This window comes from Bradyrhizobium sp. T-12 (assembly GCF_058314695.1).
On record NZ_CM177756.1, the window covers coordinates 3,360,733 to 3,376,698 of the forward strand.

At 65.1% G+C, this 15,966-nt stretch carries 15 protein-coding genes; 12 read left to right on the forward strand and 3 right to left on the reverse strand.

Translation table 11 applies throughout. From position 1 onward, the window contains the following. Positions 1-12: 12 nt before the first annotated feature. The 12 genes from nuoN (at position 13) to AC0WRY_RS15835 (ending at position 12,079) form a co-directional block, all read left to right on the forward strand. Positions 13-1,449 carry an NADH-quinone oxidoreductase subunit NuoN gene (nuoN, locus tag AC0WRY_RS15780; protein ID WP_194407850.1) on the forward strand — a complete coding sequence of 479 codons (1,437 nt, stop codon included), beginning with the start codon at positions 13-15 and terminating at the stop codon, positions 1,447-1,449. A 1-nt stretch (position 1,450) separates the two neighbouring features. Beyond that, entirely contained in the window at positions 1,451-2,257 is an 807-nt protein-coding gene (locus AC0WRY_RS15785; RefSeq protein ID WP_491123346.1) for a biotin--[acetyl-CoA-carboxylase] ligase, read from the forward strand. After that, positions 2,257-3,927, forward strand: coding sequence for a ribonuclease J (locus AC0WRY_RS15790; RefSeq protein ID WP_491123347.1), 1,671 nt, complete (start codon positions 2,257-2,259; stop codon positions 3,925-3,927). The genes AC0WRY_RS15785 and AC0WRY_RS15790 overlap by 1 nt, the downstream gene beginning before the upstream one ends. Before the next feature lie 12 nt (positions 3,928-3,939). Beyond that, entirely contained in the window at positions 3,940-4,344 is a 405-nt protein-coding gene (mce, locus tag AC0WRY_RS15795; RefSeq protein WP_491123348.1) for a methylmalonyl-CoA epimerase, read from the forward strand. A 9-nt stretch (positions 4,345-4,353) separates the two neighbouring features. Next, complete coding sequence (locus AC0WRY_RS15800; protein ID WP_194407853.1) at positions 4,354-4,629, forward strand: DUF1467 family protein; 276 nt, start codon at positions 4,354-4,356, stop codon at positions 4,627-4,629. 33 nt (positions 4,630-4,662) lie between these two features. After that, positions 4,663-5,010, forward strand: coding sequence for a hypothetical protein (locus AC0WRY_RS15805; protein WP_194407854.1), 348 nt, complete (start codon positions 4,663-4,665; stop codon positions 5,008-5,010). A gap of 88 nt (positions 5,011-5,098) precedes the next feature. Further along, complete coding sequence (gene mtnK / locus AC0WRY_RS15810) at positions 5,099-6,385, forward strand: S-methyl-5-thioribose kinase (protein WP_491123349.1); 1,287 nt, start codon at positions 5,099-5,101, stop codon at positions 6,383-6,385. 283 nt (positions 6,386-6,668) lie between these two features. Next, positions 6,669-8,258: an ABC transporter substrate-binding protein gene (locus tag AC0WRY_RS15815; RefSeq protein WP_491123350.1), complete on the forward strand. Its 1,590-nt coding sequence runs from the start codon at positions 6,669-6,671 to the stop codon at positions 8,256-8,258. Between the two features lie 60 nt (positions 8,259-8,318). After that, positions 8,319-9,242 carry an ABC transporter permease gene (locus AC0WRY_RS15820; RefSeq protein ID WP_194408284.1) on the forward strand — a complete coding sequence of 308 codons (924 nt, stop codon included), beginning with the start codon at positions 8,319-8,321 and terminating at the stop codon, positions 9,240-9,242. Beyond that, a complete protein-coding gene (locus tag AC0WRY_RS15825; protein ID WP_194407857.1) occupies positions 9,239-10,060 on the forward strand; it encodes an ABC transporter permease in 822 nt (273 codons plus the stop codon). The genes AC0WRY_RS15820 and AC0WRY_RS15825 overlap by 4 nt, the downstream gene beginning before the upstream one ends. Continuing rightward, the gene (locus tag AC0WRY_RS15830; protein ID WP_194407858.1) at positions 10,057-11,037 is read left to right on the forward strand and encodes an ABC transporter ATP-binding protein; all 981 of its coding nucleotides are present in this window, start codon (positions 10,057-10,059) and stop codon (positions 11,035-11,037) included. Before AC0WRY_RS15825 ends, AC0WRY_RS15830 begins: the two co-directional genes overlap by 4 nt. Beyond that, entirely contained in the window at positions 11,030-12,079 is a 1,050-nt protein-coding gene (locus AC0WRY_RS15835; protein WP_491123351.1) for an ABC transporter ATP-binding protein, read from the forward strand. Before AC0WRY_RS15830 ends, AC0WRY_RS15835 begins: the two co-directional genes overlap by 8 nt. Before the next feature lie 28 nt (positions 12,080-12,107). Here AC0WRY_RS15835 and AC0WRY_RS15840 read toward each other — a convergent pair whose 3' ends face one another. The 3 genes from AC0WRY_RS15840 to AC0WRY_RS15850 all read right to left on the reverse strand — a co-directional run bounded on the left by AC0WRY_RS15840 (position 12,108) and on the right by AC0WRY_RS15850 (position 15,965). After that, on the reverse strand, positions 12,108-13,136 hold the full coding sequence (locus AC0WRY_RS15840) for a serine hydrolase domain-containing protein (RefSeq protein WP_491123352.1): 1,029 nt from the start codon (positions 13,134-13,136) through the stop codon (positions 12,108-12,110). A gap of 289 nt (positions 13,137-13,425) precedes the next feature. Continuing rightward, complete coding sequence (locus AC0WRY_RS15845; protein WP_211416812.1) at positions 13,426-14,451, reverse strand: ABC transporter permease; 1,026 nt, start codon at positions 14,449-14,451, stop codon at positions 13,426-13,428. An 11-nt stretch (positions 14,452-14,462) separates the two neighbouring features. After that, complete coding sequence (locus AC0WRY_RS15850) at positions 14,463-15,965, reverse strand: sugar ABC transporter ATP-binding protein (RefSeq protein WP_491123353.1); 1,503 nt, start codon at positions 15,963-15,965, stop codon at positions 14,463-14,465. Position 15,966 lies beyond the last annotated feature (1 nt).

Below are 15,966 nucleotides of genomic sequence, written 5' to 3' on the forward strand. Positions count from 1 at the left end.
CAGGATATCGCCATGAGCTTTGAGACTGCAGGTTATCAACTGGCGCCGGTGCTGCCCGAGATCGTGCTGGCGATCGGCGCCATGGCTCTGCTGATGCTGGGCGCCTATCGCGGGCAGGGGACGACCGGCGCGATCACCTCGCTGGCCGTGGTGCTCCTGGTCGTGGTCGGCGTGCTCGAATACATGCTGCCCGCGGGCAAGCAGGTGACCTTCGGCGGCAGCTTCATCGTCGACGATTTCGCGCGCTTCATGAAGATCCTGGCCCTGATCGGCTCGGCGGTGACGCTGGTGCTGTCGACCGAGTTCCTGTCCGACCCGTCGCGCCGCATCTTCGAATATTCCATCCTGGTGCTGCTCTCGACGCTCGGCATGATGGTGCTGATCTCGGCCGGCGATCTGATCTCGCTCTATCTCGGCCTCGAGCTGATGTCGCTGGCGCTCTACGTCGTCGCCGCCTCCAACCGCGACAACGCCAAGTCCACCGAAGCCGGCTTGAAGTATTTCGTCCTCGGCGCGCTGTCCTCGGGCATGCTGCTCTACGGCGCCTCGCTGATCTACGGCTTCACCGGCACGGTCAGCTTCACCGGCATCGCCGCGGCGGCGACGGTCTCGAATGTCGGCCTGGTGTTTGGCTTGGTCTTCCTGCTGGTCGGCCTCTGCTTCAAGGTTTCGGCTGTGCCGTTCCACATGTGGACGCCCGACGTCTACGAGGGCGCGCCGACCCCGGTCACCGCCTTCTTCGCCTCGGCGCCGAAGGTCGCCGCGCTCGCCGTGTTCACCCGCGTCACGCTGACCGCATTCCCGGGCATCGTCTCGCAGTGGCAGCAGATCCTGGTGTTCGTGTCGATCGCCTCGATGGCGCTCGGCTCCTTCGCCGCGATCGGCCAGACCAACATCAAGCGCCTGATGGCCTATTCCTCGATCGGCCACATGGGTTTTGCCTTGGTCGGCCTCGCTTCGGGCACGGTCGAGGGCGCGCAGGGCGTCCTGATGTACATCGTGATCTACGTCGCGATGACGCTGGGCTCGTTCTCGATCATCCTCGCCATGCGCCGCAACGGCCAGGCTGTCGAAGAGATCCGCGATTTCGCAGGTCTGTCGCGAACCAATCCGCTGCTCGCCTTCATGTTCGCGATGCTGCTGTTCTCGCTCGCCGGCATTCCGCCGCTGGCCGGCTTCTTCGCCAAATGGTACGTGTTCGTCGCGGCCATCAAGGCGAATTTGTTCACGCTCGCCGTCGTCGGCGTGCTGACCAGCGTGGTCGGCGCCTACTACTATCTCGCCATCGTCAAGACGATGTATTTCGACGAGCCGGCCGGCCAGGTCGATCCGGTGCGCGTCGAGGTGAAGACGGTGCTGGCGGTTTTCGGCCTGTTCAACATCCTGTTCGCGCTGTTCGCAGGTCCCGTGGTGAGCGTCGCCTCCGCCGCGGCAAAGTCGCTGTTTTAGGATGGCTTTCGCGCTCGGTCCTCGCGCATTGTCGGCGGGCTACAGGCTCGCAGCTTTCGAGCGGACCGGCTCGACCAATACCGAGGCGATCGAGCGCGCCAGGGCCGGGGAGCGCGGCCCGATGTGGTTCGTCACGTCGGAGCAGACCGCCGGCCGCGGCCGCCGTCAGCGTCCCTGGATCGCGCCGCGTGGCAATCTCGCCGCCAGCGTTCTCGAAGTCCTGGACGTGGCGCCGGCAATTGCCGCCACCATCGGCTTTGCCGCCGGTCTCGCCGAAGAAGCCGCGCTCGAGAAGGTCAGCCTCGAGGCTGCGCTCCGCCTCGGCGAGGGCCGTCCCCGCTACGCCCTGAAATGGCCCAATGACGTCCTGGCCAACGGCAAAAAGCTGGTTGGCATCGGCCTGGAGGCGGAGGCCATCGGCGATCGCCTTGCCATCGTCGTCGGCATCGGCACCAATGTCGTCGCCGCGCCCGAGGGTACCCCGACGCCGGCGGTGTCGCTCGCCGCGCTCGGCATCCAGATCAGCGCGGAAGAGCTGTTCGCGGCGCTGTCCGACGCCTGGGTCGAGTTCCGCGGCATCTGGGACAACGGCCGCGGCTTTGCCGAGATACGCAAGCTGTGGCTGGCGCGCGCCGCCGGCCTCGGCGAGAAGGTCGCAATTCATACGGGGACGATGACGCTGGAAGGTATTTTTGACACCATCGATGACACCGGCTGCCTGATCGTCCGCACCCCGGAGGGCCGCCGCGTGCCAGTGGCCGCAGGCGAGGTGTTCTTCGGTCCGGTCCGCTCGGTGGGAGCTGCGTGATGGCGAAGCCCGAGGAACTGGTATTTGCGCCGCTCGGCGGCGTCGGCGAGATCGGCATGAACCTGTCGATCTACGGCCTGGGCAACCGCCAGCAGCGCGCGTGGATGGCGGTCGATCTCGGCGTCTCCTTTGGCGACGAGGAACATCTGCCGGGCATCGACCTGATCATGCCCGACATCTCCTTCCTGGAGAAGGAGCGCAAGAACCTGATGGGCCTCGTGCTGACCCACGCCCATGAGGACCATTTCGGCGCCATCATCGATCTCTGGCCGAAGCTGAAATGCCCGATCTACGCGACGCAGTTCAGCGCCGCCTTGTTCGAGGCCAAATGCGCCGCCGAGCGCAACGCGCCGAAGATCCCGGTGACGTTGGTGCCGTCGGGTGGGCGCATCGACGTCGGCCCGTTCAACGTCGAGTTCATCCCCGTCGCGCATTCCATTCCGGAAGCGCACGCGCTGGCGATCCACACCTCGGCCGGCACGGTGCTGCACACCGGCGACTGGAAGATCGACCCGACCCCGACTTTGGGGCGTCCGACCGACGAGAAGCGGCTGCGCGAGCTCGGCGACGAGGGGCTGCTCGCCCTGATCGGCGATTCCACCAATGCGGTGCGCGATGGCCGCTCGCCCTCGGAAGCCGAGGTCGCCCGCACCATCATCGACCTCGTCAAATCGGCCAAGGGCCGCGTTGCCGTGACCACGTTCGCCTCCAACGTTGCGCGCATCAAGGCCGTGGCCGCCGCAGCCAAGGCCGCCGACCGCGAGGTCGTCGTGGTCGGCCGCGCCATGGAGCGCGTGGTGCAGGTCGCGCGCGAGACCGGCTATCTCGACGGCGTGCAGAATTTCCGCTCGCCCGAGGTCTACGGCCACCTGCCGCAGGACAAGGTTCTGGCGCTGTGCACCGGCAGCCAGGGCGAGCCGCGCGCCGCGCTCGCGCGCATCGCCAATGACGACCATCCCGAGATCACGCTCAACCGCGGCGACAGCGTGATCTTCTCCTCGCGCACCATTCCCGGCAACGAGAAGGCCGTCGGCTCGATCATCAACAACCTCGTGCTGCAGGGCGTCGAGATCATCACCGACCGCGACGCGCTGGTCCACGTTTCCGGCCATCCCCGCCGCGACGAATTGCGCGACCTGATCGCCTGGACCCGGCCGCAGCTGCTGATCCCCGTCCATGGCGAGGCCCTGCATCTGCACGAGCACGCCAAGCTCGCGCGCGCCGCCGGCGTGCCACGTGTGCTGGTCTGCCGCAACGGCGACCTCGTCAAGCTCGGCCCCGGCGATCCCGGTATCGTCGGCGAGGTCCCGTCGGGCCGTCTCTACAAGGACGGCACGATTTTGGAGGATTCCAAGTCCCGCGCCGTGGTCGAGCGGCGCCGCATGGCGTTTTCCGGCTGCGCCTTCGTCGCCATCGCCATGACCGAGCAGGGCGAGCTCGCCGACGATCCCGAGGTCGATCTGGTCGGCATCCCCGAGAAGAACCGGGCCGGCGAGCCCTTCGACGACATCGTCTTCGATGCCGTGGTCTCGACCGTCGAGGGCCTGCCGAAGGCGCGCCGTCGCGATGCGGATGCGCTGGCTGAATCGGTGCGACGCGCTGTCCGGGCCGTCATCAACGAACATTGGGGCAAAAAGCCCCCCTGTCTGGTACACGTACTGACAGTCTAACGGGAGAGAACCATGCTGGGCCGGCTCAATCATGTCGCGATCGCGACCAAGGATGCCGTCAAGGCCGCGAAGATCTACGGCGCCGCGTTCGGCGCGCAGATCTCCGACGCCGTGCCGCTGCCCGAGCACGGCGTCATCACGGTGTTCGCCACGCTCCCCAACACCAAGATCGAGTTCATCGAGCCGCTTGGCGAGGCCTCGCCGATCGCAAAATTCGTCGAGCGCAACCCGGACGGCGGCATCCACCATGTCTGCTACGAGGTCGTCGACATCATTGCCTCGCGCGATACGCTGGTGAGGGAGGGCGCGCGGGTGCTCGGCGACGGCGTGCCGAAGATCGGCGCCCATGGCAAGCCGGTGCTGTTCCTGCACCCGAAGGACTTTTCCGGTGCGCTGGTCGAAATCGAGCAGGCGTAAGGCCGTCCCATGGCGATCCAGATATCAACCGCGATCGCGATCTACTTCGTCATCTGGTGGGTCGCGCTGTTCGTGACGCTGCCGTTCGGCGTGCGCAGCCAGCACGAGGACGGCGTCGGCGCGCCCGGCACCGACCCCGGTGCGCCGATCCTGACCCGGATGGGCGGCAAGCTGATCTGGACCACGATCATCTCGGCCATCATCTACGGGATCGCCATGGTCGCCTATCACGCGGGCTATCTCTCGATCGAGCGCCTGTCGAAGCTGATGGGCATGCCGTTCTAGATTTTTCCATCTATATTGTTTCGGGGGGAACGAATGACTTTTCAGCGGATCGTCATCGCGCTTCTGGTGCTGATCGTCGCCGGCCTCGGCGCCATCGGCTATGTCGAGTGGAAGATGGCGGTGCAGGTGCGAACGCTGAAGGCGTTCGTCGAGGGCTATGTCTTCAACGAAGCCGTGATGGCCTGCGAGCAGGCCAAGAGCTCGACGCCGTTCAAATGGAACGGCGGCAAGAGCACCTCGGTGATCGGGCTAAACTCGGTCAAAACAGACAAATACAATGTCAGCGCCAGCTACACGCTGGTGGCGGATCTCGTTTATTGTGATTACGATCCCATCAAAAGAAAGGCCGAGATCGGCTCGAGCTTCCTGGAGCGGGAGTAACGGTCCGGCCCATAGAGCATGATCCGGAAAGGTGTGACGCGCTTTTTCCGAGAAGATCATGCTCAAATAGGAATGGGGTGGGATCGTCATGGCGCAGGGGCAGGGGGACTACCGGATTCTGCATGAGGCGGCCTTGCGGGACTATCTCGCGGGCCTGCCGGACCTCGAGGCGCTCCTCGGCGGCGATCCCGCCGGCTGGACAATCACCGAGGTCGGCGACGGCAATCTCAACCTCGTCTTCATCGTCAAGGGCGCGCGGGGCGGCGTCGCCGTGAAGCAGGCGCTTCCTTACGTCCGCCTCGTCGGCGAAAGCTGGCCGCTGCCGCTGTCGCGGGCTCATTACGAATATCTGGCGCTGTCGAAGCAGGCCCAGCTCGCACCCGGCCTCGTGCCGGCTTTGCTGCATCACAACGAGAATCTGGCGCTGACGGTGATGGAGCTGCTCGAGCCCCACATCATCATGCGCAAGGGGCTGGTTGCGGGAACGCAATATCCCGGCTTCGTCGGCGACATCACCACGTTCATGGCGCGGACGCTATTCTTCACCTCCGACCTCGCGCTGTCCGCAGCCGAAAAGAAAGAGGGCATCGCGGCTTTCGCCGGCAACCACGCGCTCTGCAAGATCACCGAGGATCTGATCTTCACCGATCCGTACCGCATCGCCGAACAAAACCGCTGGACCGCGCCGTATCTCGATGCGCACGCGGCAAGCCTGCGCGAGGACATGGAGCTGCACGTCGCGATCTCCCGGCTCAAGCTGAAGTTCATGGCAAGCCCCGAGGCGCTGCTGCACGGCGATCTCCACACCGGGTCGATCATGGTCACGGAGAGCCAGACGCGGGTGATCGATCCCGAATTCGCGTTCTACGGCCCGATGGGGTTCGACGTCGGCGCCGTGCTCGCCAACCTCCTGATGGCCTATTTCGCCTCCGCCGGCCACGAGCGCACGCCGGGCGAGCGGGCCGCGTTCGAGGCCTGGGTTCTGAAGACGGTGGAAGCGGTGTGGAGCGAGTTTGCGCGTAAGTTCCTCGAGCTCTGGCGCGCCGGCGCCGCAGGCGATGCCTATCCCGCCTCGCTCTTCGCCGGCGAGAAGGGCGCCGCGCGGCTGGAGGCCGAGCGGCAATCCTACATGCAGCGCCTGTTCGCTGACACCATCGGCTTCGCCGCGGCGAAGATCATCCGCCGCATCTTCGGTCTCGCCCACAACATCGACTTCGAGCTGATCGAGGATGCGAAGAAGCGGGCGGAGAGCGAGGCGCGCGCCGTGCGGCTCGCGCGCGGGATGATGGTGGAGGCCGCGGCGTTTCGGACGATCGCCGATGTTACGGGTGCTGCGCGAAAGCTGAGGGACTGGCAGCCGGAATTGTCCGGCTGAAGACGTCGCGCGAGGAGCGCGCTCCACGCTCCGTCATTGCGAACGCAGCGAAGCAATTCGGAATCGCTGGGGGGAAGGGGGCCATCGGCTGCTCGTCCGATGACGCACCGCGTCAATCAGCGGCTTGCATCGCTGGGTGGATGCAACCTGACCCTCCGGAGTTCTCTCGAAGGGCCGGCCTCCCGGAACAGACATTGGTCTCCAGCAAAAACGAAGCTTGCATTCGATGGGCTGCGAATGATCAAATCTCTGATCGACATGCACCTGCGTTGTTGGGGGACACATGATGTTCAGGATGATTGCGATCGTCGCGGGGTTGGGCCTGGCGCTCGCCGGCGCGGCGGAGGCCCAGACGCCGCGCAAGGGCGGAACCATCCGCATGACGGCACCCTACGGATCGAGCTTCACCAGCCTCGACATTCACACCACGCAGCGCGCCCAGGACGAGATATACGCCAAAGCGCTGCATCGCTCGCTCTACATCTGGAATTCCGCGGAAGGCAAACCGGTCCTGGAACTCGCCAAGGAGGACGTGGTCTCCGGCGGCGGCCTCGTTCACACCTTCAAGCTGCGCGACGACGCCTATTTCCACAACGGCCGCAAGATGACGGCCGGCGATATCATCTGGTCCTACAACCGCATCATGGACGGCACCAAGGCGTTTCCCGGCGCGCGATATGTCCGCGTGATCGAGGGCGCGGCCGCGGTCGAAAAGGGCCAGGCCAAGGAGATCACCGGCCTGAAGAAGATCGACGATTTCACCATCGAGATGAAGCTGACCGAGAAGGTCGATCCGGGCTTCTATTTCTTCACGGCGCTGACCTCGATCTATCCGGCCGACGAGGGCGCCAAGGAGAGCTTCATCCAGAAGCCGATCGGCCTCGGACCGTTCAAGTTCGTCGAGCATGTGCCGGGATCGCGCATCGTGCTGGAGCGGTGGGACCGGTTCTACAAGCCCGGCAAGCCCTACGCCGACAAGATCATCGTGGCGGTCATGGGCGAGGCCGCGGCCCGCGACGTCGCTTTCCGCAACAAGGAGATCGACACCTCGGTGCTGGGACCTGCGCAATATGTCGCCTACCAGTCCGATGCCGCCCTCAAGGGCACCATCGTCGAGGTCGCCGAGGTCTTCACGCGCTATATGGGCATGAATCCAACGTTCAAGCCGTTTGCCGACAAGCGCGTCCGGCAAGCGATCAACTACGCGATCGATACCGATTTGATCATCAACAAGCTGGTCAAGGGCAAAGCCTATCGCGCCACCAGCTGGCTGCCGCTGACCGCTCCGGCCTACGACAAGGCCATGAAGCCGTACCCCTACGATCCCGCCAAGGCCAAGCAGCTGCTCACTGAAGCCGGCTATCCCCAAGGCTTCGAATTCGAATGGACCACCAGCCAGAACGAGAGCTGGGGCCTGCCGATCGTCTCGGCCGTCATCCCGATGCTGGACAAGGTCGGCATCAAGGCGAAGGTCAAGCAGGTCGAGACCGCGGTGCTGGCGGAGGTGGTTCGCACCGGCGACTACCAGGCCTTCATCTATTCCCAGGCGAGCGGCCCGGATCCGCTAGCTGCCCTCAAATGCTTCCACTCGTCGACGCCGCAGCCGGCGTGCAATTACATGACCTTCAAGAACGCCGATTTCGACAAGATCATCGACGAAGCCGGGCAGGCCGACGATCCCGCCAAGCGCACCCAATTGCTGCAGAAGGCCAACGCGCTGCTCTATGAAGAGGCCCCGGTCTGGTTCTTCAACTACAACAAGGCGGTCATGGCGGTGCAGCCGTGGCTCAAGGGGATTCAGCTGAACGCGACGGAGCTGACCCATCAGAACGTCGAAGACCTCTGGGTCGACGAGACCTCGCCCGCGAAGTGACCTGCGCTCTCGCGCTCCCTCCATCGCCTCGAACGATGGAGGGAGAGAGGAACGGTGCCGATGCTCTCCTTCCTGATCCGTCGCTTGCTGCAGACCATCCCGACCGTGCTGGCCGTCGTGTTGCTGGTCTTCGTGCTGTTCAGCGTCGTTCCCGGCAGCATCGTTTCCTCCATGAGCGACGACAGCGATCCGCAGGTCGAGCTGCGCATGAAGAAGCAGCTCGGTCTTGACCAGCCCGTCTATGTGCGTTTCGGAACCTACATCGCCCAGCTCGCGATCGGCGATTTCGGCACCTCGTTCCGGACGCGGGAACAAGTCACGACCATGATCGCCAAGCGGGCATGGCCGACGCTGCAGCTGATCTTCGCGGCCATGGCGTTTGCGATTGTGATCGGCGTCCCCCTGGGGTTCATCGCGGCGCTGAAGCCCGGCGGCATCGTCGATACGGTGGCGATGGTCGTGGCGGTGTCGGGCCTGTCCATCGCCAAATTCTGGCTTGGCCTCGTCCTGATGTATCTGTTCGCGTTGAAGCTCGGCTGGCTGCCGAGCTTCGGCTATGGCGACGGCGGATTGAAATATCTGCTGCTGCCGGCCATCACCCTCGGCGTCTCGCCGATGGCGCTGTTTGCCCGGACGACGCGGGCCGCGGTCCTAGAGATCATGACGGCTGATTTCGTCCGCACGGCGCGCTCCAAGGGCATGAGCGAAATCAGGGTCGTGAAGTGGCATGTGATGCGCAATGCACTCGTCATCATCCTCACGACCGTCGGCCTGCAATTCGGCGGGTTGATGGGGCAGGCGGTCGTCGTCGAGAAACTGTTCTCCTGGCCCGGCATCGGCTCGCTGCTGGTCGACAGTGTCCTGCAGCGCGACATTCCGGCTGTCCAGGGCTCCATTCTCGTGGTGGTACTGGCCTTTCTCGCGATCAATCTGCTGATCGACGTGCTCTACGGCGTGATCGATCCCAGGATCAGATACGCATGAAGCTCCGCGCCAATCTCGTCATCGGTGGCGTCTTGTTCGCGCTGGCGATCGTGGTCGGCCTGCTGGCGCCGTGGATCGCGCACACCGATCCCGTCATGGACGCCAACCTGATGAATGCGGAAGAGCCGCCGAGCTGGACCTGGTGGTTCGGCACTGACGATCAGGGCCGCGACATCTATTCCCGCGTCGTGTACGGCGCGCGGGTCTCGCTGACGGTCGGCATCATCTCGCAGCTCATCAACAGCGTGATCGGCGTGGCCTTGGGGCTCAGCGCCGGCTATTTCGGCGGCTGGTGGGACGATGTCGTCAACGCCCTGACCAACCTCATGCTCGCGATCCCGTCGCTGATCTTCGCGCTGGCCATCATGGCGGTGCTCGGCCCCGGCCTGACCAGCCTGTTGATCGCGCTCGGGCTGACCAACTGGTCCTTCACCTGCCGGATCGCGCGGGCCTCGGCGCTGTCGCTGCGGAGCCAAGGCTATGTGCAGGCGGCGACCGTGCTTGGCTATGGCGATCTGCGCATCATGATCACCCAGCTCCTGCCGAACATGCTCGGACCGCTCATCGTGATCGGCACGCTCGGCATGGGCAGCGCGGTGTTGTCCGAAGCCGCATTGTCGTTCCTAGGCCTCGGCGTCCGGCCCCCCTTTCCAAGCTGGGGCAGCATGCTGTCGGACGCCCGTGACCAGATCACGACGGCGCCGTGGCTCTCGGTATTTCCCGGCCTTGCCATCTTCCTGACGGTGCTCGGCCTCAATTTGCTCGGTGACGGCCTGCGTGACATTCTCGATCCGCAATCGCGGAGCCGGCGCACATGACCGGCACGCCGCTGATCGAAGTCGAGGACCTGCGTATCGATCTCGATGACGGATCGAGGAGGATGCCCGCGGCGGAGGGCGTCTCGTTCCGCATCGACCGCGGCGAGACCTTCGGCCTCGTCGGCGAATCCGGCTGCGGCAAGAGCATCACGGCGCTCGCTTTGATCGGCCTGCTGCGGCATCCCCTGTCGATCGGTGGCGGTGTGATCCGGTTCGACGGGAAAGAGATCCAGCATCTTTCGGCAGCCAGACAGCGCGAGTTGCGCGGCAACCGGATCTCGATGATTTTCCAGGAGCCGATGACGGCGCTGAACCCGGTCTCGCCCGTGGGCCGCCAGATCGCCGAGATGTTCGTGCTGCACAAGGGCAAGAGCTGGCGGGAAGCCAACCGGCTGGCGGTCGAGGCACTGGCAAGCGTCCGCGTGCCCGCGCCGGAGCGGCGGGTGAAGGACTATCCGCACCAATTGTCCGGCGGCATGCGCCAGCGCGTGATGATCGCCATCGCGCTGGCCTGCGGCCCGGATCTGTTGATCGCCGACGAGCCGACCACCGCGCTCGACGTGACCGTGCAGGCGGAGATCATCGAGCTGATGCGCAATCTCTGCGCCGAGCGCGGAACGGCGATCCTGATGATCAGCCACGATCTCGGCCTCGTCGCCAATGTCTGCCGCCGCGTCGCGGTGATGTATGCCGGCCGCATCGTCGAGGAGCGCGGTTCGGCCGATATTTTCCGCGCGCCTTCGCATCCCTATACCCAAGGCCTGGTGGCCTCGCTGCCGCGGCTCGGCAGCCGCGCCGCGCTCGGGCGGGCCAGGCTCCGGGAGATCGCGGGCGTCGTGCCCGCCATCACGAATTTCCCCGATGGCTGCCGGTTCAATCCGCGCTGCACGCAGGCGACGGAGATTTGCCGGACGGTCGTACCGGAGACCGATGTGCTGGAGGCGGGCGGTCTGGTGAGGTGTCATCACCATGCATGAGCCGCAAAACATGCCGGGTGAGCGCAGGGCCGACGACGATCTCATTGTCAGCGTCGAGGATCTCGCGGTTCATTTCCCACTGGGCGGCGGCCTGCTGGGCCGCGGCCGGCGGCTGTTGCGTGCCGTGGATGGCGTTGACCTCAAGCTGAAGCGAGGCGAATGCCTCGGCCTCGTCGGCGAATCCGGCTCGGGCAAGTCGACGGTCGCCTTGTCGATCCTTGGCCTGCTGACGCCGACGCGCGGCCGTATCGTGCTGGACGGGGAGGTCGTGAAGACCAGGCAATCCGGCGACCGCAAGGCGTTGGCGCGCACCGTGCAAATGGTGTTTCAGGACCCCTACGCCTCGCTCAATCCCCGCCAAACGGTTCGCCGCACGTTGGAGGATCCCCTGCGGGTGCACGGGGTCACGGCGAAGAGCGAGATCGAGGACCGCGTCGCCGCCATGCTGCGGCACGTCGGCCTGCGGCCTGAACAGGCGGGCCGCTATCCGCACGAATTCTCCGGCGGCCAGCGCCAGCGCATCGGCATTGCCCGGGCCCTGATCCTCAATCCCAAGATCGTCATCTGCGACGAGCCGGTCTCTGCGCTCGACGTTTCGATCCGCGCCCAGATCATCAATCTGCTGCTGGAATTGAAGGAGACGCTTGGGCTCTCCTACATCATGATCAGCCACGACCTCGGCGTGGTCGAGCACATGAGCGACCGTGTCGCCGTGATGTATCTCGGCCGTATCGTCGAGAACGGCCACTGGCGCGAGATCTTCGAACGGCCCGCGCACCCCTACACGCAGGCCCTGATCGCCGCGATCCCCGATCCCTTGCACCACGCCCCGCTGGCGACGACCGGCGGCGACCTTCCCAACCCGCTCAATCCACCCAACGGCTGCGCCTTCAGCCCGCGCTGTCGTCACGCGGAAGCAGTGTGCCGGCACGAGCCGGGGCCGGTGCTGGAGACGCGCCCCGACGGGCACGCGGTGCGGTGCTGGCGGGCTGAAGAGATTGCGAGCAAAGCAGCGAACGCTGCTCTAGCCCCGTCACTCTGACATGACTTGGGATATTCAAAGCGCGTGCTCATTTCAACCCGGCCAACACCACGTCACGGATCACCCGGATCGGCGGCATCCATTGCGTCTTGTCGGCGTAATTTCCGCAGATGATGGCGACCACCACGCCGAGATCGGGCATCGCGAACAGCCGCTGGCCGCCATAGCCGAAGCCGCCGATCCAGTGCGTGATCGGGCGGTTCGGCGGTTGGCCGTATTGCAAATCGCCGCTGTACCAGAAATAGCCGTATCGGCGCTGCTCGTCGCAAGGGACGTAGGGCTGGAACGATTTCGCGAGCCAGTCCGCTGAGACGATCTGACGTCCGTCCCATTGCCCGCGGTTGAGGATCAATTGCCCGATGCGTGCAAGGTCGCGCGGCGTCATGCGCAGGCCGGAGGCGGGCGCCGGCTTTCCGTTGAAGCCCTTGGTCCATTCGGGCGGGCCGATCCCGAGGGGATCGAACAGGTGCGCGCGGGCAAAATCCGGCAGCGACTGGCCGACGCTTTTCACCAGCAATTGCCCGATCAGCTCGGTGCCGGCGGCGCCGTAGATCCAGCGGGTGCCGGGATCTGAAATGAAAGGCCGGCTGAAGATGTAGCGCAGACGATCGGGCGCGCGCTCCATCCGGATTTCGCTGTTGTTGGGGTCCTGGTAGGGAATGTCCTCGTTCCAGTCGAACCCCAGCGTCATGGTGAGCGCATGCGCAACGGTCAGGCGCTGCAGGCGGGGATCGGTCGAGGCGTCGGCATAGTCGGGGAATTGCGCGATCAGCTTCTGGTCGGGCGCGGGCACCTTGCCGAGATCGAGCGCGATCCCGTAGAGCAGGCCGAGGATGCTCTTGGTGACCGAGCGCAAATCGTGCAGCGTGTCGGGGCCGAACGCGACGTGGCCGAGAGGAGTGCCCCAGGCTTCGTCCTCGCCGGCAAAATAGCGTTCGAGCACGAGCTTGCCCTCGCGCGTGACCACGACGCCGTGCAAGCCCCAGGCCCGCTTGTCCGCGATCAATCTGTCGAGCCGCTCATCGAGGTCGGAGGCGAAGCCCGCATCGGGCGGCATTGTCGATTGCCATTGGAACGGAGCGGAGAGAAGCGGGCGGGCCGTCGTGAGAAGCGCACCCCCACCAAGGAGCGCGGCACGGCGATTGATTGTAGACATCGCGAATTTCTCAAATCGATTGGATGGCCGACGATGCGTCACGGACAGCCGCCACGACGACAGCGTGCTCCTGTTTTGCCCGACGTGTCAAACGCCCCTGTGGCGCCGGCGCGCGCCACCCCGCGCCAAATTTCTTAATGATTTGTACTGTGCATGGGGTTGTTTTCGCGTTTTTTGTTTTGGCGGCCGTCTACTCCGCCGTTTTTTCCCTCAAGCGCTGCGCATAAACGTTGATGACCAGCGCCGCCAGCAGGATCAGGCCGCGGATCAGGATCTTCAGGAAGCTGTCGATGTTCACGTGGTCGAGGCCGTTGTTGAGGACACCGAGCACGAACAGCCCGACGATCGTGTTGCCGATGCCGCCGCGGCCGCCGAACAGGCTGGTGCCGCCGACGACGACGGCGGCGATGGAGTCGAGGAGGTAAGTGTCGAACTCGTTCTGCTGCGCGCTGCCGAAATGGGCGACGCCGAGCATGCCGCCGATGCCGGAGCACACCGCCGAGATCACCATGACGGCGCCGAGGATGAGCTTGACGTTGAGGCCGGAATATTCGGCGGCCTCGCGGTTGCCGCCGACCATGTAGACGTAGCGGCCGAAGCGCGTGTAGGTCAGCACCAGGTGGCCGCCGAGCAGCATTATGGCGGCGACGATGACGATCCAGGGAATGCCACTGACCGAACCGGAGCCGAGCGTCGTGATCAGGCTCGGCACCTTGTAGGCGATCTGGCCGCGCACCAGCAGCGCCGAGATGCCGGCGGCGATCTGCATCATCGCCAGCGTCATGATGAAGGAGGGGATGCCGATCACGGTCAGCCCCAGCGCATTGACGAGACCGAGCAGGGCGCAGAGCAGGATCGACAGGATGATCGCAACGGCGCCGGGCAGCGGGATGTTGGCGATGTTGACGTAGGATTCCTGCAGCGTGAAATAGGCGACCGCGATGCCGGTGACGTTGGCGATGCTGGCGATCGACAGGTCGATCTCGGCGCAGAGGATCACGAAGGTGAGGCCGACCGCGATGATGCCGGTCACCGACACCTGGGTCAGGATGTTGCCGAGATTGTCGAGCGTCGCGAAAGAGGGGCTGGCGAAGGCGAAGAAGGCGGACAGGAAGATCAGGGTGAGGAACGGGGCGATATTGCGCATCTGCGAGCGCAGGAAGGGCGCAAGGCCCCGCGCTCGCTGCCCCGCCGCCAAAGCCGTGTCACTGCTCATGTGCTTCTCCGTCACGCCGCTTCCAGCAGGCGGTCCTTGCTGACCGGCTCGTTCTTGAATTCCCGCACCAGGGCGCCGCGCTTGAGCACGAGGATGCGGTCGGCCAGCGACAGCACCGTTTCCGGCTCGGTCGACAGCACGATGATCGCAAGCCCCTTGGTGCGGAGGTCGCGGACGATGTTGATGACGTCGTTCTTGGCGCCGACATCCATGCCGCGGGTCGGCTCGCATAGCACCAGAAGCTTGGGCGGATAGGTCAGCCATTTCGCCAGCGCAACCTTCTGCTGGTTGCCGCCGGAGAGCATGCCGAGATCGAGACCGACCACCGGCGGTCTGATCTGCAGCTGCTCGACCTGACGCTGCGCGATGTCGCGCTCCTGCGCGGGCTTGAGCAGCAGCGACGAGATGCGATCGAGGATGCTGATCGAGATGTTCTTGTAGACCGGCTCCTGGTGAAACAGCATGTCGCGCCGGCTCTCCGGCACCAACGCCACGCCGGCGCGCCGCGCCGCAGCCGTGCTGGCGAAGGTCTTGGGCTGACCCTCGACAAGAAGCGAGCCGCTGTCCGGCTTCAGCTTGCCGAACAGGATGCGCGACAGCTCCTGCTGGCCGCAGCCCATGAAGCCGTAGATGCCGAGCACCTCGCCGGCGCGCGCCTCGAAGGAGATGTCCTTCAGGCTGCGGGACAGCGAGAGCTGATCGACCTTGAGAACGATCTGGCTGTCACGCGGCTGCGGCAGCATCAGATCGTCGGTGTAGCTGTGCTCGAGCGCCTCGCCGCCGCGGCCGATCATGGCCTCGATCAACGCGCCCTTGCTGGTCGCGGCGCTGGCGGTCTCCGCGACCTTCCGCCCGTTCCGGAACACGGTGACCGTATCGGAGACCAGCAGGATGTCCTCGATGAAATGCGAGATGAAAACGATGCTGGTGCCTTGCTCGCGCAGCCGACGGAGCGTCGCGAAGAGACGCTCGACCTCGGGCGGGGAAAGTGCGGAGGTCGGCTCGTCCAGGATGACGATGCGGGCACCGGAGAACAGCACGCGCGCGATCTCGATCAGCTGCTGCAGCCCGATGGGCAGATCGCCCAGCCGCGACATCGGATCGACGTCGATGCCGAAGCGGGCGAGCTGCTCGCCGGCCTCGCGGGCCATCCGCCGCCATTGCACGAGGCCGAGCGCATTGGTCGGCTGGTTGCCCAGGAAGACGTTCTCGGCGACCGTGAGATCGGGCGCGACGCTGAGTTCCTGGTGCACCATGGCGATGCCGGCGGCGTGCGCATCGCGCGCCGAGCGGAAATGCGTCTCCGCCCCGTCGATCAAGAAGCGGCCGGAGAACTCGGTATGCACGCCGGCGATGATCTTCATCAGCGTGCTTTTTCCAGCGCCGTTCTCGCCGACGAGACCGTGGATCTCGCCGGGATGGAGCGCAAAATCGACACCACGAAGGGCTTCGACGCCGCCGAAGCTCTTCGTGATGCCCTGCAGTTCAAGGATGGGCGAACGACCCTCTGACATG

Bases quoted from the DNA above. Each gene is read 5' to 3' on its own strand.
- nuoN (WP_194407850.1), top strand. From the start codon at position 13: ATGAGCTTTGAGACTGCAGGTTATCAACTGGCGCCGGTGCTGCCCGAG.
- AC0WRY_RS15785 (WP_491123346.1), top strand. From the start codon at position 1,451: ATGGCTTTCGCGCTCGGTCCTCGCGCATTGTCGGCGGGCTACAGGCTC.
- AC0WRY_RS15790 (WP_491123347.1), top strand. From the start codon at position 2,257: ATGGCGAAGCCCGAGGAACTGGTATTTGCGCCGCTCGGCGGCGTCGGC.
- mce (WP_491123348.1), top strand. From the start codon at position 3,940: ATGCTGGGCCGGCTCAATCATGTCGCGATCGCGACCAAGGATGCCGTC.
- AC0WRY_RS15800 (WP_194407853.1), top strand. From the start codon at position 4,354: ATGGCGATCCAGATATCAACCGCGATCGCGATCTACTTCGTCATCTGG.
- AC0WRY_RS15805 (WP_194407854.1), top strand. From the start codon at position 4,663: ATGACTTTTCAGCGGATCGTCATCGCGCTTCTGGTGCTGATCGTCGCC.
- mtnK (WP_491123349.1), top strand. From the start codon at position 5,099: ATGGCGCAGGGGCAGGGGGACTACCGGATTCTGCATGAGGCGGCCTTG.
- AC0WRY_RS15815 (WP_491123350.1), top strand. From the start codon at position 6,669: ATGATGTTCAGGATGATTGCGATCGTCGCGGGGTTGGGCCTGGCGCTC.
- AC0WRY_RS15820 (WP_194408284.1), top strand. From the start codon at position 8,319: ATGCTCTCCTTCCTGATCCGTCGCTTGCTGCAGACCATCCCGACCGTG.
- AC0WRY_RS15825 (WP_194407857.1), top strand. From the start codon at position 9,239: ATGAAGCTCCGCGCCAATCTCGTCATCGGTGGCGTCTTGTTCGCGCTG.
- AC0WRY_RS15830 (WP_194407858.1), top strand. From the start codon at position 10,057: ATGACCGGCACGCCGCTGATCGAAGTCGAGGACCTGCGTATCGATCTC.
- AC0WRY_RS15835 (WP_491123351.1), top strand. From the start codon at position 11,030: ATGCATGAGCCGCAAAACATGCCGGGTGAGCGCAGGGCCGACGACGAT.
- AC0WRY_RS15840 (WP_491123352.1), bottom strand. From the start codon at position 13,136: ATGCCGCCCGATGCGGGCTTCGCCTCCGACCTCGATGAGCGGCTCGAC.
- AC0WRY_RS15845 (WP_211416812.1), bottom strand. From the start codon at position 14,451: ATGAGCAGTGACACGGCTTTGGCGGCGGGGCAGCGAGCGCGGGGCCTT.
- AC0WRY_RS15850 (WP_491123353.1), bottom strand. From the start codon at position 15,965: ATGTCAGAGGGTCGTTCGCCCATCCTTGAACTGCAGGGCATCACGAAG.